We start from the raw sequence: 13535 nt of genomic DNA on the forward strand, positions 1-13535 counted from the left end.
AATACCGCTAAAGCGCTGGTTCGGTGTTGCCTCTCACCTGCCATGCAGACTTTTGAGGCAGAGACACAACACGATGAACGCACCCAGTCCCCTTGTACGTCTTGCGCCGATCACGGCGAACCTAGTGCAGCGCAACCCGAAAATTCTCCTGGGCGGCACCCACCAGCCAACACTCTTGCGTTACCTTGACGGCTGGCCACGCCGCAACCACGGGCCTGCTGCTTTCCTGATCCAATTCGTCGAAGACGGTGAGTCACTGGCACGTTTTGCCAATGACAGCTTCGACCTGGCTGTCATCCAATCCCCCAGCGCAGAAGATGCTCCTGAAATGATCCGGCAACTGACCCGTGTTGCACGGCAGGGCCTGATCACTCGCCGCTGAGACGAGGATTACGGATACGCGATGTCGACGATATAAACCCGTTTCTCGCCTGTGGGTGTCTGGACGTTTACCTCGGCGTCCAAGGCCTTGCCGATCAATGCCCGGGCCAACGGCGAGTCAATGCTGATCAGGTTCTGTTTCAGATCCAGCTCGTCCGGACCAACAATGCGATAACGTGATTCCTTGCCGTCCTCATCTTCGACCGTGACCCAGGCGCCGAAATAAACCTTGTTTGGATCGCTGGGTTTTTCACTGACCACCTTGAGCGCCTCGAGGCGCTTGGTGAGGAAGCGCACGCGACTGTCGATTTCCCGCAGCATTTTCTTGCCGTAGGTGTATTCGGCATTTTCCGAGCGATCGCCCTGGGCCGCTGCCTCGCTGACTGCCTGGGTCACCTGGGGACGGCGCACATGCCACAGCTCATGGAATTCGGCGCGCATCCGCGCTTCACCCTCGGGGGTGATCAGCGCGGTGCCGGCGGTGCGGGGTGGGCGATAACGGCTCATGGCAACTTCTTGTGATAGCGAAGCCGGGAGTCTATCAACCCTCGCGCAATACTGTCAGCGGGCTGGCGTTGAGCGCCCGACGGGTGCCAAACACCCCGGCCGCGCCGATCAACAAGGCCCCCAACAGCGGCAATACCAACAGCCATGGATGCGGGTGCCAGGGCAGGTCGAAGGCGTACCGGTAAAGCACCAGGCTCACCAGCTCCGAGCCCAGGGCCGCCAACAGGCCGCTGACCGCCCCCAACAGGCCGAATTCGATGCGTCGGGCCTTGACCAGCAGGGGCCGTTCGGCGCCCAGTGCGCGCAACAGCGCGCCTTGGCGAATCCGCTCGTCGAGGGTGGCCTGCAGGCCGGAGAACAGCACTGCCATCCCCGCCGCCAGCACGAACAACAGCACGTACTCCACGGCCAGGGTCACCTGGGCCAGGATGCTGCGCAGTTGTTCGAGCAAGGCTTCGACTTGCAGGATCGTCACCGCCGGGAAGGCCCGGGACAGGTCGACGATCTGTTGGTCGTGACCCGCCGCCAGGTAGAAACTGGTGAGGTAGGTCGCCGGCAGGTCCTTCAATGTGCCGGGCTGGAAGATCATGAAGAAGTTGGGCTGGAAATTGTCCCAGTTGATTTCCCGCAGGCTGGTGACCTTCGCCTCACGGTTGACGCCGCCTACGCTGAAGACCAGGCGATCGCCCAGCTTGATCTTGAGGTTTTCGGCCACTTTGCCTTCCACCGAAACCCCCGGGACATCGTCCGGTGGCTGCTGCGGCCACCAGGTCCCGGCGGTGACGACGTTGCCCGCCGGCAGGTCCGCGGCCCAGGTCAGGCTCAGGTCGCGTTGCAGTGCCCGGTCACCCGCCGAGTCCTTGGTGACGAACTCCGTGGCCGGTTCGCCATTGATGCTGATCAGGCGTCCGGGTACCACGGGATAGAGCGGGGCTGATTGCGCGGACAATTCCAGCAGCTTGTCGGTGAAGGCCTGCTTGTCGTTGGGCAGGATGTTGAGGGCGAAATAGTTCGGCGCATTCTTGGGCAACTGGTTTTGCCAGGTGTCCAGCAACTCGCCGCGCAGCAGCGCGATCAACGCCATGGACAACAGGATCAGGCCGAACGCCAGGGCCTGGCCTGCCGCCGCCAAGGGATGACGCAGCAATTGGCCGAGGCCGAGCCGCCAGGGCAGGGCGGCGCGGGCCAGCAGGCGACGCAGGCTCTGGAGCAATAGCAACAAGAGGCCGCCGAGCACCAGCGCGGCGACGACACCACCACCCAACAGGGCGAAGGTCAGCACCAGGTCCAGGCTCAGGCGCCACATGATCAGGCCCAGGGCGCCCAGTGCGGCACCGTAGATCACCCAGGAGCTGGAGGGGATTGGCAGCATGTCCCGGCGCAGTACACGCAACGGCGGCACTCGCCCCAGCGCAGCCAGTGGCGGCAAGGCGAACCCCGCCAACGCCACCAGCCCAGTGCCGATTCCGGCGATTGCCGGCAGCAGGCCGCCGGGCGGAACGGTGGTAGGCAGCAGGTCATGCAGCAGGGCGAACAGGCCTAATTGGGCGACCCAGCCGAGCAGGGCGCCGCTGATGCTGGCGAGCAGGCCCAGCACCGTCAATTGCAGGCTGAACAGCACCATGGTTTCCCGGCGGGACAGGCCCAGGCAGCGCAGCAGCGCGCTGGCGTCGAAGCGTCGGGTGGCGAAGCGGTTGGCCGAAAGCGCGACGGCCACACCGGACAGCAGCACCGCCACCAGACTGGCCATGTTCAGGTAGCGCTCGGCCTTGCCCAGGGCGCCGCCGATCTGGCGATTGCCGTCGCGGGCATCCTGCAGGCGCTGGTTGGGTTCAAGGCCAGGCTTGACCAGGTCGCGGTAGGTTTGCAGGGCCGGTGCCGGGCCGCGCCACAGGTCGCGATAGCTGACACGGCTGCCCGGTTGCACCACGCCGGTGGCCTCCAGGTCCCTGAGGTTGATCAGTACCCGCGGGGTGAGGCTGTAGAAGTTGCCGGCGCGATCGGGTTCATAGGTCAGCACCCGGGCCAGGCGCAGGGTCTGGTTGCCGACGTCGATGCTGTCGCCGATCTTCAGGTCCAGTGCCGTCAGCAGCCGCGCCTCGACCCAGGCCTCGCCTGGGTTCGGACGTCCGCCGGTTTCTTCCGGGGCGAACGGGGCAGGGGTGCTTTTCAGCTCGCCGCGCAACGGGTAGCGGTCATCGGCCGCCTTGACGCTGGACAGCTGGATGCCATTGTCGGTGGCCACGACACTGGAGAACTCCACCACCCGGGCATGTTCCAGGCCCAATTCGGTGCCGCTGCGGATCTGCTCCGGGCGGGCCGGCGAGCTACCTTCGAGCAGCAGGTCGGCGCCGAGGAATTCGGTAGCGCGCATCATCATCGCGCCGTTGAGGCGAGCACCGAAGTAGCCGATGGCGGTGCTCGCCGCCACCGCCACCAACAGGGCGAAGAACAACACCCGCAACTCACCGGCGCGGGCATCGCGAAGCAATTGACGGACAGCGAGGCTGAACAGGCGCAACAGCGGCAGACGTGCCATCAAGGCTCCAGAGGGGCGACCATCTCGCCGGCTTCAAGTCGGATCAGGCGCCGGCAGCGATGGGCCAGGCGTTCATCATGGGTGACCAGCACCAGGGTCGTACCGCGTTCCTTGTTCAGTTCGAACAGCAGGTCGCTGATGCGCTCGCCAGTGTGGCTGTCGAGGTTGCCGGTGGGTTCGTCGGCAAACAGCACGTCGGGCTCGGCGGCAAAGGCGCGGGCAATCGCCACTCGTTGCTGTTCACCACCGGAGAGCTGGCGCGGCGAATGGGTCAGGCGCTGGCCCAGGCCGACGCGCTGCAACAGCTGCGTGGCGCGTTCGCGGGCATCCTTGCGGCCGTCCAGCTCCAGCGGCAACATGACGTTTTCCAGTGCATTGAGGCTGTCGAGCAACTGGAATGACTGGAAGACGAAACCGACATGCTCGGCGCGGATCCGCGCCCGCTGGTCTTCATCCAGCGCGCTGAGGGCCTGCCCGGCGAGCGTGACCTCGCCGCTGCTGGGCAGGTCGAGGCCGGCCAGCAGGCCCAGGAGGGTGGATTTGCCGGAACCGGACGCGCCGACGATGGCCAGGCTGTCGCCCTTGTTCAGTTCCAGGCTGAGTTCATGCAGGATGGTCAGTTCACCTTCCGCGCTGGCGACCACTTTGCTAAGGTCCGTCGCGGTGAGAATGCTTGAGCCCATGGAGAATCCGATGCGTGTGTGGTTTTTGAGTGCCGGCCTGGCCTTGATGTGCATGGTCCAGAACGCAGCGGCGGGTACAGTCCTGATCGTTGGCGATAGTATCAGCGCGGCTTTCGGCCTGGATACCCGGCAGGGGTGGGTGTCGTTGCTCGAACAACGGCTCAAGGCCGAGGGTTTTGACGATAAAGTGGTCAATGCCTCCATCAGCGGCGACACCAGCGCCGGAGGCCAGGCGCGGCTGCCGGCGCTGCTTGCAGCCCATAAACCGGACCTGGTGATCCTGGAACTGGGCGGCAACGATGGCTTGCGTGGACAACCGCCAACACAATTGCAACAAAACCTTGCAGCGATGATCGACAGCGCCCGCGCCAGCGGTGCGAAGGTACTTTTGCTGGGTATGCAATTGCCGCCCAACTACGGACGGCGCTACACCGATGCCTTCGCTCGGGTCTACAGCACCCTGGCCGAGGAGAAGAAAGTCCCGCTGGTGCCGTTTTTCCTCAAGGACGTCGGTGGCGTTCCGACCATGATGCAGAGTGACGGATTGCACCCGTCCGTCGCGGCCCAGGGCAAGTTGCTGGAAAATGTCTGGCCGACGCTGAAACCGCTGCTTTGACGCTTTTCTACCGGCGGGCTTTCGGCTAATGTGGCGCCCCCGATTTGGAGCCCCCGATGCCGCGTCCCGCCTGGTCCCTGTTTGCCTACCAACTGATCGAGCCTGACGAGCAGTTGGACCTGTTCGCCTGCCAGGAAGTACGGGTGCACCTGGTGACCCGGCAGTTGGAACTCGGAGGCTCGGCCGACCGGACCCTCTGCGGCAGCCTGCTGCCGGCCCAGCCGCGCTGGTCGAGCGTCGATCGCAAGATTTTCCAGGATCATCGCCTGTGCTCGCTGTGCCGGGCGATCCTGGAATCCCAGAAGCGCGGCACCTCGCCGATCTGGCCGGAGCTGCGGTTCGAACTTTAATCCCCCTGTTCCAGTGTGGGAGCGAGCTTGCTCGCGATGGCGGCGGCACATTCAACATTAATGCAAGCAGACGTGCCGCTATCGCGAGCAAGCTCGCTCCCACAGGACTTCATTCCAGTTCCCGGACATGCTGCGCATCGGACGCCCCTGTAGCGCTCTCCCCGAAATAACAGGTGGCAGTGTACAATCGCCGTTTTCATACCCCAGTTCGATCTGCGAAGGATTTCCCGGATGTTGCCGCGCTTGCCTGCCGTCGCCCGCTGCCTGTCTCTTGCCGCCCTGTGTATGGCGGGCCCCGTTGCCGCCCTGGAGCTGCCCCTGCCACCGCCGGGTGAAGACATCATCGGCCAGGTGCAGGTCATCAAGGCCAAATACGAAGACACCTTCGCCGACCTGGGCACCGCCTATGACCTGGGCTACAGCGAGATGGTCGCTGCCAATCCGGGGGTTGATCCCTGGTTGCCGGGCGCTGGTACCGAGATCGTGTTGCCCACTCGCTTCATCCTGCCGCCGGGCCCGCGCGAGGGCATCGTGATCAACCTGGCCGAGTACCGTCTCTACTATTTCCCCAAGGGGCGGAACGTGGTCTACACCTTCCCGCTGGGGATTGGCCGTGAGGGCTGGGGCTCGCCAATCGCCCACACCAGCATCATCGCCAAGACCCCGAACCCGACCTGGACTCCGCCCGCGTCGATCAAGGCCGAACACGCCGCCGACGGCGACCCGTTGCCGAATGTCGTGCCTGCCGGCCCTGATAACCCGCTGGGTCCTTTCAAGTTCACCCTGGGCACCCCGGGCTACCTGATCCACGGTTCGAACAAGAAGTTCGGCATCGGCATGCGCACCAGTCACGGTTGCTTCCGGATGTTCAACAACAACGTACTGGAAATGGCCGGCATGGTGCCGGTGGGCACGTCGGTGCGGATCATCAACGACCCCTACAAGCTGGGCTTGAGCGGCGGCAAGGTGTACCTGGAAGCGCATACGCCGCTGGACGACAAGGGCAACCCGTCGGTGGTGGACAAGCACACCGCCGTAATCAACGCGATGCTCAAGCGCGAAGACATCACCAGCAACCTGCGCATGAACTGGGACGTGGTGCGGGACGTGGTCGCGGCCGAAGATGGCCTGCCAGTGGAAATCGCAGTTCCAAATACCTCGGCACCGATGGTTTCGAGCGCGCCGATCGACCTGCAGCAGTAAAAACCCGAAAGCAACCCGCCGACGTTTCGCGATGTCGGCGGGTTTTTTATCGCCTGGTAAAACACCAGTCAGTAGCTCTTGAAGCCAAAAAAAAAGCCGACCCAAGAATGGGTCGGCTCGATAACAATCCCGAAGGACTATTACTTGCGGCTAGCTTTTTCCAGCATGCGCAGAGCACGCTCGTTAGCTTCGTCAGCAGTCTGTTGTGCTTTTTGAGCAGCAGCCAGAGCTTCATCAGCTTTACGGTAAGCTTCGTCTGCACGAGCCTGGGAGCGAGCTGCTGCGTCTTCGGTAGCAGTCAGACGTGCTTCGGTTTCTTTCGATGCGCTGCTGCAACCGGTAGCCAGAACTGCGGCCAGGGCCAGAGCAGAGAATTTCAGAACGTTGTTCATCGGTTTCCCCTTCAAGGACTTTCTATTAGTGACTGTCTCCCCAGACTGAGGAGTTAGCCGGCGTACATACTACCCATTACTTGTAGTAAGTAAACTGACGTAGCGCAAGAAGCAAAAAAATTGTAGGCGGTGATTCTTTTTCGAGCAACTTTTCTGGGGGTTGTTTAAAAAATATACAGGCCAAAGCCCTTGCCCGGAGCGCGCCGACGAAAAAAAGTTCCGTGGCCGGGTGAACTCTCGCAGCCCTCGCTAACGTCGTTGTTTATTGATTCACCTACACTTTTGTACATTTTTTGTGCAGCGCTCCGGACATCTTTATTGGTATTTGCGGTGACTTTAACTACGCGCGCTCGTCTCAAGACTCAACAACTGGCGATGTTCAGCTATTGCACCGTGACCGACTACAGCGCGACGATGGCGCTCAATCGATAAACCCGACCAGGTTCACCCCTTCGATGACAGCCGTGCCTTGAGCATTTGCGTCATTGGTGCCTACTATTCACGACGTGCTCGGGTTTGGGCGGATCGGTTTTGGCGCTCGGTGACCAGGAAGGCACGGGGTGGCGTAGAGGTTCCTTCGCCGGAAAAACATCGGTAAGGTAGGGGTCGGCATTCAGACCCGCGAGGAGTAGTGATGAGCGAGGCGGTTACCATCCACCATGACCAGGCTGGTCATCAGTTCGAGACCAATGTGGACGGTCATCGTGCCTATCTGACCTACATGGACCTGGGCAAGCAGACCCTGGACATCTATCGCACCTTCGTGCCCAACGCCCTGCGCGGCAGGGGGATTGCAGCGAAGTTGACCGAAGAGGCGCTGAAGTACGCTGAAGAAATGGGCTACACGGTGATCCCGTCCTGCTCCTACGTGGAGCGCTACATGGAGCGTCACCAGCGGCACGCGGCGAAGCTCTGAGAAAACGGATTCCCAATAAAAAACGCCGGGCTGAGAAGCCCGGCGTTTTTTTATTTCTGGTGGAGCAAAGGATCGCAGGCTTCGCCAGCTCCTACATCCCCCAAACATGCGTAGGAGCGTGTAGGAGCTGCGTAGGAGCTGTCGAGTGCAACGAGGCTGCGATCTTTTAGCCCCGCTGCCGCTTAGGCAACACATCCTTGAGCTTGGCATGCATGCTGCGCAGGGTGTTCTCGGTCGCGCTCCAGTCGATGCAGGCATCGGTGATGGAGACGCCGTATTGCAAGTCGGCAAGGTCTTTCGGAATGGCCTGGCAGCCCCAGTTCAAATGGCTTTCGACCATCAGGCCGATAATCGACTGGTTGCCTTCCAGGATCTGGTTAGCCACGTTCTCCATCACCAGCGGTTGCAAGGCCGGGTCCTTGTTGGAGTTGGCGTGGCTGCAATCGACCATGATGTTCGGTTTGATCTTGGCTTTGTTCAGTGCCTGCTCGCACAGGGCAACGCTGACCGAATCGTAGTTCGGCTTGCCGTTGCCACCGCGCAGCACCACGTGACCGTAGGCGTTGCCCTTGGTGGTGACGATCGACACGCCACCTTCCTGGTTGATGCCCAGGAAACGGTGCGGGCTGGAAACCGATTGCAAGGCGTTGATCGCCACGGTGAGGCCACCGTCGGTGCCGTTCTTGAAGCCCACCGCCGACGACAGGCCGGAGGCCATTTCGCGGTGGGTCTGGGATTCGGTGGTGCGCGCGCCGATGGCCGACCAGCTGATCAAGTCCTGCAAGTATTGCGGCGAGATCGGGTCGAGGGCTTCGGTGGCGGTGGGCAGGCCCATTTCCGCCAGGTCCAGCAGCAATTGCCGACCGATGTGCAGGCCGTCCTGGATCTTGAAGGAGTCATCCAGGTACGGGTCGTTGATCAGGCCTTTCCAGCCGACGGTGGTCCGAGGTTTCTCGAAATACACGCGCATGACCAGGTACAAGGTGTCGGACACTTCCGCGGCCAGCACCTTCAGGCGTTCGGCGTATTCGTGGGCGGCCTTGATGTCATGGATCGAGCAGGGGCCGATGACCACGAACAGGCGATGGTCGGTGCCGTCCAGGATGTTGCGAATGACTTCCCGGCCCTTGGTCACGGTACGCAGGGCAGCGTCGCTCAGGGGGATATCGCGCTTGAGCTGGTCAGGCGTGATGAGGGTCTCGTTGGAGGCGACGTTAAGGTCATTGATCGGTAAATCAGCCATCGTGTTACTCGTCAGGTCACGGGTGCCGGCCGCCAGCGATCCCCGCGCGGCGGTGCACAGCGGATTTTAAGCGCGTCGGGGAGCCGAACCTTATCGCGTTACGAGGCTGCTCGACAATGGGCTGGGCCCGGTTTAATTGCGCCGGGCGCCAATCGGCCCGGCGCCGGAAAGTGCCGTCGCCACGGGGAGCTGGTCCTGTGTAATGATGTGCACAGGCATTTTACCAGGGGAGTTGCGACGATGCAGGCAGGCGCTAAACCACGGATCGGGATGATCGGCACCGGGGCGATTGGCGGGTTCTACGGGGTGATGCTGGCGCGCGCCGGTTTTGACGTGCACTTCCTGTTGCGCAGCGAATTTGCCGCCGTGGCCGAAGCCGGTTTGCGGATCGACAGCGCGGTCCACGGTGCGCTGGCCCTCCACCCGGTCCAGGCCTATCCCTCGGCAGCCGACATGCCGCCCTGCGACTGGCTGCTGGTTGGCGCCAAGACCACCAGCAATGCCGACCTGGCCCCGGCCATTGCCCAGGCGGCCGCTGATGGGGCCAAAGTCCTGCTGCTGCAGAACGGCCTCGATGTTGAGGACGACCTTCGGCCGTTGCTGCCCGATTCGTTGCACCTGCTGGGTGGCCTGTGCCTGATCTGCGTGCATCGCGTCGGCCCTGGCGTCGTCGCCCACCAGGCACTTGGCGCGGTCAACGTCGGTTATCACAGCGGTCCTTGCGCCGATCAGGCACAACGCATGGCGATCGTCGAAGAAGCGACGACAATGTTCCGCAGCGCCGGTATCGAGGCCCAGGCCATGCCCGGCCTGCAACAGGCCCGCTGGCAGAAGTTGGTGTGGAACGTGCCGTACAACGGCCTTTCGGTTCTGCTGGGCGCCAGTACCACGCCGTTGATGGCCAACGACCATAGCCGCGAATTGATCCAGGCACTGATGGGGGAGGTGGTTCGCGGTGCCCAAGCCTGCGGGCATCAGATCGCGCCGGGTTATGCCGAGTACCTGTTCGCGATGACCGAGAAGATGCCCGACTACTGGCCGAGCATGTACCACGATTATTCCCACAAGCGTGCGCTGGAACTGGACGCGATCTATGGCCGGCCATTGGCGGCGGCGAAAGCGGCAGGGTGTGAGCTGCCGAAAATCGAAGCCTTGTATCAGGCGTTGGCGTTCATGGATCGGAACAACCGCTGAGCGGGCGAAAGGGGGAGCGGCATGGCAAACAACATCGACGACAAATTGGTGCTGGCGATTTCGTCGCGGGCGCTGTTCGACCTGAGGGAAAGCCACAAGGTGTACCTGGCGAGTGGCGTCGAGGCCTATCGGCAATATCAGATCGAGCATGAAGACGAAGTCCTGGCACCCGGTGACGCGTTCGCCCTCGTGCAGAAACTGCTGGACCTCAACGAGCACCTGGGGCGTGCCCGGGTCGAGGTGATCCTGGTCTCGCGCAACAGTGCCGACACCGGCCTTCGGGTGTTCAACTCGATTCATCACTATGGGCTGGCGATTTCACGCGCGGCCTTCGTTGGCGGCCGTAGCCCTTACCCGTATCTCAAGGCTTTCGACTGCGATCTGTTTCTGTCCACTCACGCTGAAGACGTGCGCAGCGCCCTGGACGCCGGCTTTGCCGCGGCGACTATCCTTTCGGGTGGGGCCAGTCGCGCCGCCAGCGGGGAATTGCGCATAGCCTTCGACGGCGATGCCGTGCTGTTTTCCGATGAGTCGGAGCGTGTCTATCAGACCGGTGGTCTGGAGGCATTCCAGGCCAGCGAGCGACAGGCCGCCCGCGAGCCGCTGCGGGGCGGGCCGTTCAAGGGCTTCCTGGCGGCGCTCAATGCGCTGCAACGCGAGTTTCCCGAGGACGCCTGCCCCATCCGCACGGCGCTGGTGACGGCCCGTTCGGCACCGGCCCACGAGCGGGTCATCCGGACCTTGCGTGAATGGGACATCCGTCTGGATGAGTCGTTGTTTCTCGGCGGCCTGACCAAATCGGCCTTTCTGGAGGCCTTCGCCGCCGATGTGTTTTTCGATGACCAGACGGGCCATTGCGAACTGGCTCGGGAGGTGGTCGCCACCGGTCACGTGCCCCATGGCATCAGTAACGAAATAAAGCCCTGACGACCTCGGGGCCGGGACGTCAGGCCGCACGTCGCAGTCTCCAAGGCGCTGCTAAGCTGAATCAATCTCCGCCATTCTGGCACTCGAGGAGGTCACATGATTCGTTCGATGCTGTACGCCACAGACCTGGGTCTCTACGCCCCTTATGTGATGCAGCATGCCTTGGCGCTGGCACGGACGTTTGAAGCCGAGTTGTATGTGGTGCATGCGGTAGAACCGATGGGGCTGTTCGCCGAATCGGTGTTGCAAAGCTATCTCGACGAGCACGCGCTGAACGAATTCCATCGCCAAGGTCTGAGTACGGTGATGGCCAATATCGAACAGCGGGTGCTCGATAATTTCCGCGAGGAGTTGGGGGACGGGCAACAGGACTTGAAACTGATCAAATCGGTCAGGGTGTACCAGGGCGATCCTTCCCAGGTCATCCTGGAACAGGCTGCGAAACTCTCCGTGGATTTGTTGATCGTGGGCAGTCATTGCCAAGGAGCGAGCGGTGAAACCCCCTTGGGCAGGACCGCTGCGCGGGTATTGCAGTTATCCCGGGTGCCGGTCTACCTGGTCCCCCTGGTGCAGCGCCGACGCCAGGGCGAGGCCTGAGGCTAAATGATGGCGTTTTATAAAAAGTTCTAGATTTATTGTCGTGACCTTCCATATAGTTATATACCGTCGCTGATGCCCGTGGCGTCCAACTGCTTTGAGGGATACATATGAAGCTTCAACAACTGCGCTACATCTGGGAAGTGGCGCACCACGACCTCAACGTTTCCGCTACTGCCCAAAGCCTCTACACGTCGCAACCCGGCATCAGCAAGCAGATCCGCCTGTTGGAAGATGAACTGGGCGTCGAAGTCTTCGCCCGCAGCGGCAAGCACTTGACCCGCGTGACCCCGGCGGGTGAGCGCATCATCACCACGGCCGGCGAGATCCTGCGCAAGGTCGAGAGCATCAAGCAGATCGCCCAGGAATTCTCCAACGAGAAAAAAGGCACCCTCTCGATCGCCACCACCCACACCCAGGCTCGTTATGCGCTGCCGCCGGTGATCAGCAATTTCATCAAGCAGTACCCCGACGTGGCGCTGCACATGCACCAGGGTTCGCCGATGCAGATCGCCGAGATGGCGGCCGACGGCACGGTGGATTTCGCCATTGCCACCGAGGCCCTGGAGCTGTTCGGTGACCTGGTGATGATGCCGTGCTACCGCTGGAACCGCTGCGTGGTCGTGCCCCAGGGCCATCCGTTGACCAAGCTGCCCAAGCTGACCCTCGAAGCCCTGGCCGAATACCCGATCGTGACCTATGTATTCGGTTTCACCGGTCGTTCCAAACTCGACGAAGCCTTCAGCCATCGTGGCCTGACGCCGAAAGTGGTGTTCACCGCCGCCGACGCCGACGTGATCAAGACTTACGTTCGCCTGGGCCTGGGCGTGGGCATCGTCGCGAAAATGGCCGTCGATACCAAGCTCGACAGTGACCTGGTGGTGTTGGATGCCAGCGAGTTGTTCGAATCCAGCGTGACCAAGATCGGTTTCCGTCGTGGCACGTTCCTGCGCGGTTTCATGTGCGATTTCATCGAGAAATTCGCGCCGCACCTGACCCGTGAAGTCATGGCCAAAGCCATCCAGTGCCACAACAAGCAGGAACTCGAAGAGTTGTTCGACGGTGTCGAGCTGCCGGTGCACTAAGGCCTTTCTAGATCGCCTCGGTGACTGCGAACTGTTGCCGGGCGCCCGCGACGACGATCTCCACTTCATCCCCTTCGAACTTTCCCAGCAGGCCTCGGCCCAGCGGTGAGCGAGGGGTGATGACGGTGATCGGCTGGCCCACCAGCGAAACCTTCAAGCCTGCCGCATCGGGCCCCAGGAAGAGCCATTGCTGGCGGCCGTCCTCATCTTCCAGGCCGATCAACGTGCCGACCTGAATGCCGCGCTCCTCGTCATAGGGCCTCAACGCCAAATTCTGGCAGAGGGTGAGGGCCTGGCGGATTTCTTCCACGCGCCTGGCTTGTCCGGCGGCGAGGTAGGACGCCTCGAGGCCCAGGGTGTCGTATTTGTTCTCGGCGATGTTTTCTTCGTGGGTCGCGGTTTCGTAGGCGGTCTGCGCGGCGCGTTCGGCGATGTCGAGATCAATCTTGAGCTTGTCGAGAATCAACTGGTGGACGGTCTGTTTGTTCATATCATTCGCAGAATTGCAGGACGTTGGCGCGGCTTTTTTCACTGGGCGCATTCTGGTCCTGCTGCAACCAGAACTGGCACTTGGGGTTGGACAGGTTGCGCGGATTGCTCCTGGCCTGATCGAGCGCCTGGCGCTGCTCGTTCCTTTGCAGGTTCTGCTGGTACTGCTCGAACATAGGGGCGGGCGGTTCCGGGGCCGGTTGCACCACCGGCGGTTGCGCCAATTGATGGACAGCGGCGGCCACGGGCGCCAGTTGTTCGTCGAACAGGAACCTTGACAGCAGCCAGCCGGTCAGGACGATGGCGAGAAACCCCAACCATAGGCCCAGGGCAATACTGACGGTCAATTTCAAAGCGCTGAGACGTGGGGCTGGCGGGTGATCGGGCATGGCTGCTTCCTGGCAGGGGCATGG

16 protein-coding genes are annotated in these 13535 nt (G+C 62.1%); 9 read left to right on the forward strand and 7 right to left on the reverse strand.

All coding sequences use genetic code 11. The features are described from left to right. The first annotated feature begins 73 nt into the window (after positions 1–73). Positions 74–382 (forward strand): hypothetical protein, encoded by a 309-nt coding sequence (locus J3P85_RS08405; RefSeq protein WP_053120460.1) that lies wholly within the window; start codon positions 74–76, stop codon positions 380–382. 8 nt (positions 383–390) lie between these two features. Here the strand turns inward: J3P85_RS08405 and greB are convergent, their stop codons facing one another. From greB to J3P85_RS08420, 3 genes are read right to left on the reverse strand one after another with little or no spacing between them, the layout of a single operon-like run. After that, on the reverse strand, positions 391–888 hold the full coding sequence (greB, locus tag J3P85_RS08410) for a transcription elongation factor GreB (protein ID WP_134923374.1): 498 nt from the start codon (positions 886–888) through the stop codon (positions 391–393). A gap of 34 nt (positions 889–922) precedes the next feature. Continuing rightward, positions 923–3427: an ABC transporter permease gene (locus J3P85_RS08415; protein ID WP_434705462.1), complete on the reverse strand. Its 2505-nt coding sequence runs from the start codon at positions 3425–3427 to the stop codon at positions 923–925. Continuing rightward, complete coding sequence (locus J3P85_RS08420; RefSeq protein ID WP_060738553.1) at positions 3427–4110, reverse strand: ABC transporter ATP-binding protein; 684 nt, start codon at positions 4108–4110, stop codon at positions 3427–3429. Before J3P85_RS08420 ends, J3P85_RS08415 begins: the two co-directional genes overlap by 1 nt. 10 nt (positions 4111–4120) lie before the next feature. Between J3P85_RS08420 and J3P85_RS08425 the strand changes: the two genes are divergently transcribed. From J3P85_RS08425 to J3P85_RS08435, 3 genes are all read left to right on the forward strand, one after another. Next, positions 4121–4726, forward strand: a complete 606-nt coding sequence (locus tag J3P85_RS08425) for an arylesterase (protein ID WP_186705364.1) — start codon at positions 4121–4123, stop codon at positions 4724–4726. A 56-nt stretch (positions 4727–4782) separates the two neighbouring features. Next, positions 4783–5076: a hypothetical protein gene (locus J3P85_RS08430; RefSeq protein ID WP_003199347.1), complete on the forward strand. Its 294-nt coding sequence runs from the start codon at positions 4783–4785 to the stop codon at positions 5074–5076. A 231-nt stretch (positions 5077–5307) separates the two neighbouring features. Then, on the forward strand, positions 5308–6279 hold the full coding sequence (locus tag J3P85_RS08435) for a L,D-transpeptidase family protein (RefSeq protein ID WP_434705463.1): 972 nt from the start codon (positions 5308–5310) through the stop codon (positions 6277–6279). Positions 6280–6419: 140 nt separating this feature from the next. Here J3P85_RS08435 and oprI read toward each other — a convergent pair whose 3' ends face one another. Continuing rightward, the gene (oprI, locus tag J3P85_RS08440) at positions 6420–6671 is read right to left on the reverse strand and encodes an outer membrane lipoprotei OprI (protein WP_003183784.1); all 252 of its coding nucleotides are present in this window, start codon (positions 6669–6671) and stop codon (positions 6420–6422) included. Between the two features lie 634 nt (positions 6672–7305). On the opposite strand from oprI, the gene J3P85_RS08445 reads away from it, so the two are divergent. After that, entirely contained in the window at positions 7306–7587 is a 282-nt protein-coding gene (locus tag J3P85_RS08445) for a GNAT family N-acetyltransferase (protein ID WP_186705362.1), read from the forward strand. A 166-nt stretch (positions 7588–7753) separates the two neighbouring features. Here J3P85_RS08445 and J3P85_RS08450 read toward each other — a convergent pair whose 3' ends face one another. Further along, a complete protein-coding gene (locus J3P85_RS08450; RefSeq protein WP_003199364.1) occupies positions 7754–8830 on the reverse strand; it encodes a 3-deoxy-7-phosphoheptulonate synthase in 1077 nt (358 codons plus the stop codon). 240 nt (positions 8831–9070) lie between these two features. Here J3P85_RS08450 and J3P85_RS08455 point away from each other — a divergent pair, with 240 nt between their 5' ends. The 4 genes from J3P85_RS08455 (at position 9071) to cysB (ending at position 12633) form a co-directional block, all read left to right on the forward strand. Beyond that, on the forward strand, positions 9071–10024 hold the full coding sequence (locus J3P85_RS08455) for a putative 2-dehydropantoate 2-reductase (protein WP_434705464.1): 954 nt from the start codon (positions 9071–9073) through the stop codon (positions 10022–10024). A gap of 21 nt (positions 10025–10045) precedes the next feature. Then, complete coding sequence (locus J3P85_RS08460) at positions 10046–10951, forward strand: 5'-nucleotidase (RefSeq protein WP_434705465.1); 906 nt, start codon at positions 10046–10048, stop codon at positions 10949–10951. A 96-nt stretch (positions 10952–11047) separates the two neighbouring features. Beyond that, positions 11048–11548, forward strand: coding sequence for a universal stress protein (locus tag J3P85_RS08465; RefSeq protein ID WP_250962368.1), 501 nt, complete (start codon positions 11048–11050; stop codon positions 11546–11548). 110 nt (positions 11549–11658) lie between these two features. Beyond that, entirely contained in the window at positions 11659–12633 is a 975-nt protein-coding gene (gene cysB, locus J3P85_RS08470) for an HTH-type transcriptional regulator CysB (RefSeq protein WP_003199376.1), read from the forward strand. A 7-nt stretch (positions 12634–12640) separates the two neighbouring features. Here cysB and J3P85_RS08475 read toward each other — a convergent pair whose 3' ends face one another. Together J3P85_RS08475 and J3P85_RS08480 are read right to left on the reverse strand one after the other, a co-directional pair. Beyond that, entirely contained in the window at positions 12641–13123 is a 483-nt protein-coding gene (locus J3P85_RS08475) for a GreA/GreB family elongation factor (protein ID WP_434705467.1), read from the reverse strand. 1 nt (position 13124) lies between these two features. After that, a complete protein-coding gene (locus J3P85_RS08480; protein ID WP_434705468.1) occupies positions 13125–13511 on the reverse strand; it encodes a cytochrome b/b6 domain-containing protein in 387 nt (128 codons plus the stop codon). Between the last annotated feature and the right edge of the window lie 24 nt (positions 13512–13535).

It is taken from the genome of Pseudomonas sp. Z1-12, assembly GCF_051132015.1.
GTDB classification, from domain to species: Bacteria; Pseudomonadota; Gammaproteobacteria; order Pseudomonadales; family Pseudomonadaceae; genus Aquipseudomonas; species Aquipseudomonas zanjanensis.

Bases quoted from the DNA above. Each gene is read 5' to 3' on its own strand.
- J3P85_RS08405 (WP_053120460.1), top strand. From the start codon at position 74: ATGAACGCACCCAGTCCCCTTGTACGTCTTGCGCCGATCACGGCGAAC.
- greB (WP_134923374.1), bottom strand. From the start codon at position 888: ATGAGCCGTTATCGCCCACCCCGCACCGCCGGCACCGCGCTGATCACC.
- J3P85_RS08415 (WP_434705462.1), bottom strand. From the start codon at position 3,427: ATGGCACGTCTGCCGCTGTTGCGCCTGTTCAGCCTCGCTGTCCGTCAA.
- J3P85_RS08420 (WP_060738553.1), bottom strand. From the start codon at position 4,110: ATGGGCTCAAGCATTCTCACCGCGACGGACCTTAGCAAAGTGGTCGCC.
- J3P85_RS08425 (WP_186705364.1), top strand. From the start codon at position 4,121: ATGCGTGTGTGGTTTTTGAGTGCCGGCCTGGCCTTGATGTGCATGGTC.
- J3P85_RS08430 (WP_003199347.1), top strand. From the start codon at position 4,783: ATGCCGCGTCCCGCCTGGTCCCTGTTTGCCTACCAACTGATCGAGCCT.
- J3P85_RS08435 (WP_434705463.1), top strand. From the start codon at position 5,308: ATGTTGCCGCGCTTGCCTGCCGTCGCCCGCTGCCTGTCTCTTGCCGCC.
- oprI (WP_003183784.1), bottom strand. From the start codon at position 6,671: ATGAACAACGTTCTGAAATTCTCTGCTCTGGCCCTGGCCGCAGTTCTG.
- J3P85_RS08445 (WP_186705362.1), top strand. From the start codon at position 7,306: ATGAGCGAGGCGGTTACCATCCACCATGACCAGGCTGGTCATCAGTTC.
- J3P85_RS08450 (WP_003199364.1), bottom strand. From the start codon at position 8,830: ATGGCTGATTTACCGATCAATGACCTTAACGTCGCCTCCAACGAGACC.
- J3P85_RS08455 (WP_434705464.1), top strand. From the start codon at position 9,071: ATGCAGGCAGGCGCTAAACCACGGATCGGGATGATCGGCACCGGGGCG.
- J3P85_RS08460 (WP_434705465.1), top strand. From the start codon at position 10,046: ATGGCAAACAACATCGACGACAAATTGGTGCTGGCGATTTCGTCGCGG.
- J3P85_RS08465 (WP_250962368.1), top strand. From the start codon at position 11,048: ATGATTCGTTCGATGCTGTACGCCACAGACCTGGGTCTCTACGCCCCT.
- cysB (WP_003199376.1), top strand. From the start codon at position 11,659: ATGAAGCTTCAACAACTGCGCTACATCTGGGAAGTGGCGCACCACGAC.
- J3P85_RS08475 (WP_434705467.1), bottom strand. From the start codon at position 13,123: ATGAACAAACAGACCGTCCACCAGTTGATTCTCGACAAGCTCAAGATT.
- J3P85_RS08480 (WP_434705468.1), bottom strand. From the start codon at position 13,511: ATGCCCGATCACCCGCCAGCCCCACGTCTCAGCGCTTTGAAATTGACC.